Source organism: Geothrix terrae (assembly GCF_022808775.1).
GTDB lineage: Bacteria > Acidobacteriota > Holophagae > Holophagales > Holophagaceae > Geothrix > Geothrix terrae.
The window spans coordinates 1-5,475 of sequence record NZ_JAKZLA010000012.1 but is presented as its reverse complement, the minus strand read 5'-3'; the positions used below and the strand labels follow the sequence as shown (position 1 = coordinate 5,475).

Here is a 5,475-nt window from a genome sequence, read left to right as displayed (position 1 = left end):
TGTTAGTCTGAATGTCCTGCGCAGTTGAGGCTGCGGAGTGCCGGGAAGGGCTGGAAGGTTCTTCTGGACCGTGTAGAAACGCGGTGGGCGTCTTTGAAAACCGGATAGAAGATAGGAAGCCTTTGAGGGTTCCGCGGGACGTTCTAGGACGGATCGTGGGATTCAGAGAAATACGACCAGAGCATTTGTCCGAGGGGGAGACTCCGAGGAGCAAGAGTTCAGGAATATTAAACTTGAGAGTTTGATCCTGGCTCAGAATGAACGCTGGCGGCGTGCCTAACACATGCAAGTCGGATGTGCCGCAAGGTGCATGGCAGACGGGTGAGTAACGCGTGGGGAATCTACCTTTTAGTGGGGAATAACGCTCCGAAAGGAGTGGTAATACCGCATGAGACCAGTGGCTGGGATGCTGCTGGTGAAACCTGGGGACCGCAAGGCCTGGGGCTAAGAGAGGATCCTGCGTCTGATTAGCTAGTTGGCGGGGTAATGGCCCACCAAGGCGACGATCAGTAGCCGGCCTGAGAGGGTGATCGGCCACACTGGAACTGAGACACGGTCCAGACTCCTACGGGAGGCAGCAGTGGGGAATTTTGCGCAATGGACGAGAGTCTGACGCAGCAACGCCGCGTGGGTGATGAAGGTCTTCGGACTGTAAAACCCTGTCGTCAGGGACGAAGGTGGCAGTGTTAATAGCGCTGTTACTTGACGGTACCTGGAGAGGAAGCCCCGGCTAACTCTGTGCCAGCAGCCGCGGTAATACAGAGGGGGCAAGCGTTATTCGGAATTATTGGGCGTAAAGGGCGCGTAGGCGGTTTTTTAAGTCAGATGTGTAATCCCCGAGCTCAACTTGGGAACTGCATCTGAGACTGGAAGGCTAGAGTACTGGAGAGGGTGGTGGAATTCCTCGTGTAGCGGTGAAATGCGTAGAGATGAGGAGGAACACCAGTGGCGAAGGCGGCCACCTGGACAGTAACTGACGCTGAGGCGCGAAAGTGTGGGTAGCAAACAGGATTAGATACCCTGGTAGTCCACGCTGTAAACGATGAACACTTGGTGTGGAGGGAGTTGACCCCTTCCGTGCCGGAGCTAACGCGTTAAGTGTTCCGCCTGGGGAGTACGGTCGCAAGGCTGAAACTCAAAGGAATTGACGGGGGCCCGCACAAGCGGTGGAGCATGTGGTTTAATTCGACGCAACGCGAAGAACCTTACCTGGGCTTGAACTGCAGTGGACCGGTACAGAGATGTGCCTTTTCGCAAGAACTGCTGCAGAGGTGCTGCATGGCTGTCGTCAGCTCGTGTCGTGAGATGTTGGGTTAAGTCCCGCAACGAGCGCAACCCTTACCCGTAGTTGCCAGCGCGTCATGGCGGGAACTCTACGGGGACTGCCCGGGTTAACCGGGAGGAAGGTGGGGATGATGTCAAGTCCTCATGGCCCTTATGTCCAGGGCTACACACGTGCTACAATGGGCGATACAAACCGTTGCAAAGTCGCGAGATGGAGCTAATCGGAGAAAGTCGTCCTCAGTTCGGATTGTAGTCTGCAACTCGACTACATGAAGGTGGAATCGCTAGTAATCGTGTATCAGAATGATACGGTGAATACGTTCCCGGGCCTTGTACACACCGCCCGTCACATCACGAAAGCCGGGAGCACTTGAAGAGGCTGTGGTAACCCGCAAGGGGGCTAGGTCTCAATGGTGAACTTGGTGATTGGGGTGAAGTCGTAACAAGGTAGCTGTAGGAGAACCTGTGGCTGGATCACCTCCTTTCTAAGGAGAGCCGTTCTACGGAATGGCATAGGTCAACGCTTCCGATCGAAATTTCTATCCGGTTTTTAAAGACGCTCGGGCAAGTCTTTGACGAGCGTGCTTGGGCGTGTAATGGGCCCGTAGCTCAGCTGGGAGAGCGCCTGGTTTGCATCCAGGAGGTCGTCGGTTCGATCCCGGTCGGGTCCACCAGCGCCTGCTGGGGCATGCAACGGGGGCCTATAGCCCTCCCGCGTGCGAATGCACGAGGGCCTATAGCTCAGTCTGGTTAGAGCGCACGCCTGATAAGCGTGAGGTCGGTGGTTCGAATCCACCTAGGCCCACCATCACTGCCGGGAGGCAGTGGGTATTAGGTTTGAGTTGAGTTGAGATCCTGCGGGATTTGAATCCAGCTCAAGGTCGCCTCGAGGGGCGGGTCGAAAGACGGAGCTGTTTGACAATCAAATAGAAGGAATAGAGAAGGGTGATCCATGGCGTTGAAGTGACGCTGTGGGCTTAAGGCGAGGCAAGTTTAGCGAATCAACACTCTCGTGGGCCGAAATGAATGATTCATGAATGTGATTCATTGATGGAAGGCCAAGTTACAAAGGGTTGACGGTGGATGCCTTGGCAGATGACAGCGATGAAGGACGTGGTAAGCTGCGAAAAGTCTCGGGGAGTTGCACGCGAACGGTGATCCGGGAATGTCCGAATGGGGAAACCCTCTTGGGTGAAAGCTCAAGAATCTCTTAGCTGAATTCATAGGCTTTGAGAGGCGAACGTGGGGAAGTGAACCATCTCAGTACCCACAGGAACAGAAAACAACAGTGATTCCGGGAGTAGCGGCGAGCGAAACCGGAGGAGCCCAAACCTCCTACGTGTAAGCGGCAGGCGTTGCGTAGGGGGGGTCGTGGGACCTACAGGCTGGAGCTGCCCTCCAGCACAGAGTTACAAAACCGACGGTTAGCGGAACGGCATGGAAAGGCCGGCGAGACAGGGTGATAGCCCCTTACGCGAAAGCCGATCGGACTCTGAGTGGTGTTCCCAAGTATGTCGGGGCACGAGAAACCTTGACAGAATTTGCCGCGACCATGCGGTAAGGCTAAATATGTTCATCTGACCGATAGTGAACCAGTACCGTGAGGGAAAGGCGAAAAGAACCCCGATGAGGGGAGTGAAATAGAACCTGAAACCGTCAATCTACAAGCAGTGGAACCCCTATGGTTTACCAGGGGAACCGCGTGCCTTTTGCATAATGAGCCGGCTAGTTATTTTTAGTGGCGAGGCGAAGCCGAAGAGGCGGTGCCGTAGGGAAACCGAGTCTGAATAGGGCGACAGTCGCTGGAAATAGACGCGAAACGGGATGATCTATCCTTGACCAGGATGAAGTCCGGGTGACACCGGATGGAGGTCCGAACCAGTGTGGGTTGAAAACCGCTTGGATGAGTTGAGGATAGGGGTGAAAGGCCAATCAAATTCCGTGATAGCTCGTTCTCCCCGAAATAGCTTTAGGGCTAGCGTCGGATGTTTCGTCGTGCAGGTAGAGACCTGAATGGACTAGGGGGCTTACCAGCTTACTGAATCCAACCAATCTTCGAATGGCACGCCGTGAAGTCCGGCAGTCAGACTGCGGGTGATAAGATCCGTAGTCGAGAGGGAAAGAACCCAGATCGCCAGCTAAGGTCCCAAAATACATGCTAAGTGGAAAAGGATGTGGATGTGCTTAGACAGCCAGGAGGTTAGCTTAGAAGCAGCTATCCTTTAAAGAAAGCGTAATAGCTCACTGGTCAAGCGGGTCTGTGCCGACAATTCAACGGGGCTAAAGCATGTTACCGAAGCTGCGAACGTAAGTGGTAGGGGAGCATTCCCTACGTCTGTGAAGGTTGACCGTAAGGACAGCTGGAGACATGGGAAGAGACTCTGTCGGCATAAGTAGCGTAAAGACGGGCGAGAACCCCGTCCGCCGTAAGACTAAGGTTTCCAACGCAAGGTCAATCCGCGTTGGGTTAGTCGGACCCTAAGCTGAGGCCGAAAGGCGTAGGCGATGGAAGGCTGGTTAATATTCCAGCACCATGAGCATCTCGTTTGTACGATGCAGGGACGCAGGAAGGTAGGGACGCAGGGCTATGGAATGTTCTGCGAAAGGTATCAAGGGTGGCGCTTAGGGAAGTCCGGGCGCCAACAGCTCAAGGTATCTGACGAAAAGTCCTGATCCTACACTGCCGAGAAAAGCTGCTAAGGAGAGGTGCTTGTGTCCGTACCGCAAACCGACACAGGTAGTCGAGGAGAGAATCCTCAGGCGTTTGAGAGAACTCTGCTGAAGGAACTCGGCAAATTAACCCCGTAACTTCGGGAGAAGGGGTACCACGGTAGGGTTCATAGCCCGAGGTGGTGGCACATAAATGTCCCAGGCGACTGTTTAACAAAAACACAGGTCTCTGCAAACTCCAAAGAGGAGGTATAGGGGCTGACGCCTGCCCGGTGCCGGAAGGTCAAGAGGAGCGGTCAGCGCAAGCGAAGCTGCGAATTTAAGCCCCGGTGAACGGCGGCCGTAACTATAACGGTCCTAAGGTAGCGAAATTCCTTGTCGGGTAAGTTCCGACCTGCACGAATGGCGTAACGATCTGGGAACTGTCTCCAGCAGAGACTCAGCGAACTTGTAGCACCGGTGAAGATGCCGGTTACCCGCACTTAGACGGAAAGACCCCGTGCACCTTTACTACACCTTGACATTGAGGTTGGCGTTGGACTGTGCAGGATAGGTGGGAGGCTATGAAACTGGCTCGTTAGGGTCGGTGGAGCCGACGTTGAGATACCACCCTGTTTAACGCTGATCTCTAACTCGCACCCGTGATCCGGGTGGAAGACAATGTCAGGCGGGTAGTTTGACTGGGGCGGTCGCCTCCTAAAGCGTAACGGAGGCGTACGAAGGTTCCCTCAGGCTGTTTGGAAATCAGCCGCAGAGCGCAATAGTATAAGGGAGCTTGACTGCGAGTCAGACACGACGAGCAGGTGCGAAAGCAGGTTATAGTGATCCGGTGGTCCCGAATGGAAGGGCCATCGCTCAACGGATAAAAGGTACGCCGGGGATAACAGGCTGATCTTGCCCAAGAGTTCATATCGACGGCAAGGTTTGGCACCTCGATGTCGACTCATCACATCCTGGGGCTGAAGCAGGTCCCAAGGGTTCGGCTGTTCGCCGATCAATAGTGGTACGTGAGTTGGGTTCAGAACGTCGCGAGACAGTTCGGTCCCTATCTAGTGTGGGCGCAGGAGATTTGAGAGGACCTGTCCTTAGTACGAGAGGACCGGGATGGACTGACCTCTGGTGTTCCAGTTGTGCCTCCAGGTGCAATGCTGGGTAGCTATGTCGGGAAGTGAGAAGCGCTGAAAGCATCTAAGCGCGAAACACCCCTCAAGATGAGATCTCCCTATGAGACCCGTGGTAGACCACCACGTTGATAGGTCGCATGTGCAAGGCCGGTGACGGCTTCAGCTGAGCGATACTAATCGGTCCATCGACTTGACCTTTCATCAATGAATTGCATCAATCCCACGAACGCTTTACAGCGCTTCGCCTAAACCCTTCTCAACCCTTCTACCCTTCGTCGCGGCTTTTCCCCAGGGGTCACACCCGTTCCCATCCCGAACACGGCCGTTAAGACCTGGAGGGCCGATGATACTGCTCCCCACAGGAGTGGAAAAGTAGGTCGCTGCGACGTTAAATCCC

The 5,475-nt window shown here is 54.7% G+C and carries 2 tRNA genes and 3 rRNA genes; all 5 read left to right on the top strand.

Going from position 1 to position 5,475, the window contains the following annotated elements:
* Positions 1 to 229: 229 nt before the first annotated feature.
* The 5 genes from MLE42_RS15890 (at position 230) to rrf (ending at position 5,467) form a co-directional block, all read left to right on the top strand.
* A 16S ribosomal RNA gene (locus MLE42_RS15890) occupies positions 230 to 1,769 on the top strand.
* A 113-nt stretch (positions 1,770 to 1,882) separates the two neighbouring features.
* Positions 1,883 to 1,958 (top strand) — tRNA-Ala (locus tag MLE42_RS15885).
* A 56-nt stretch (positions 1,959 to 2,014) separates the two neighbouring features.
* Positions 2,015 to 2,092, top strand: a tRNA-Ile gene (locus tag MLE42_RS15880).
* 248 nt (positions 2,093 to 2,340) lie between these two features.
* A 23S ribosomal RNA gene (locus tag MLE42_RS15875) occupies positions 2,341 to 5,276 on the top strand.
* Between the two features lie 75 nt (positions 5,277 to 5,351).
* Positions 5,352 to 5,467: ribosomal RNA gene (gene rrf, locus MLE42_RS15870) — 5S ribosomal RNA — on the top strand.
* Together the 16S, 23S and 5S rRNA genes with 2 tRNA genes alongside form the textbook arrangement of a ribosomal RNA operon.
* The last annotated feature ends 8 nt before the right edge of the window (positions 5,468 to 5,475 follow it).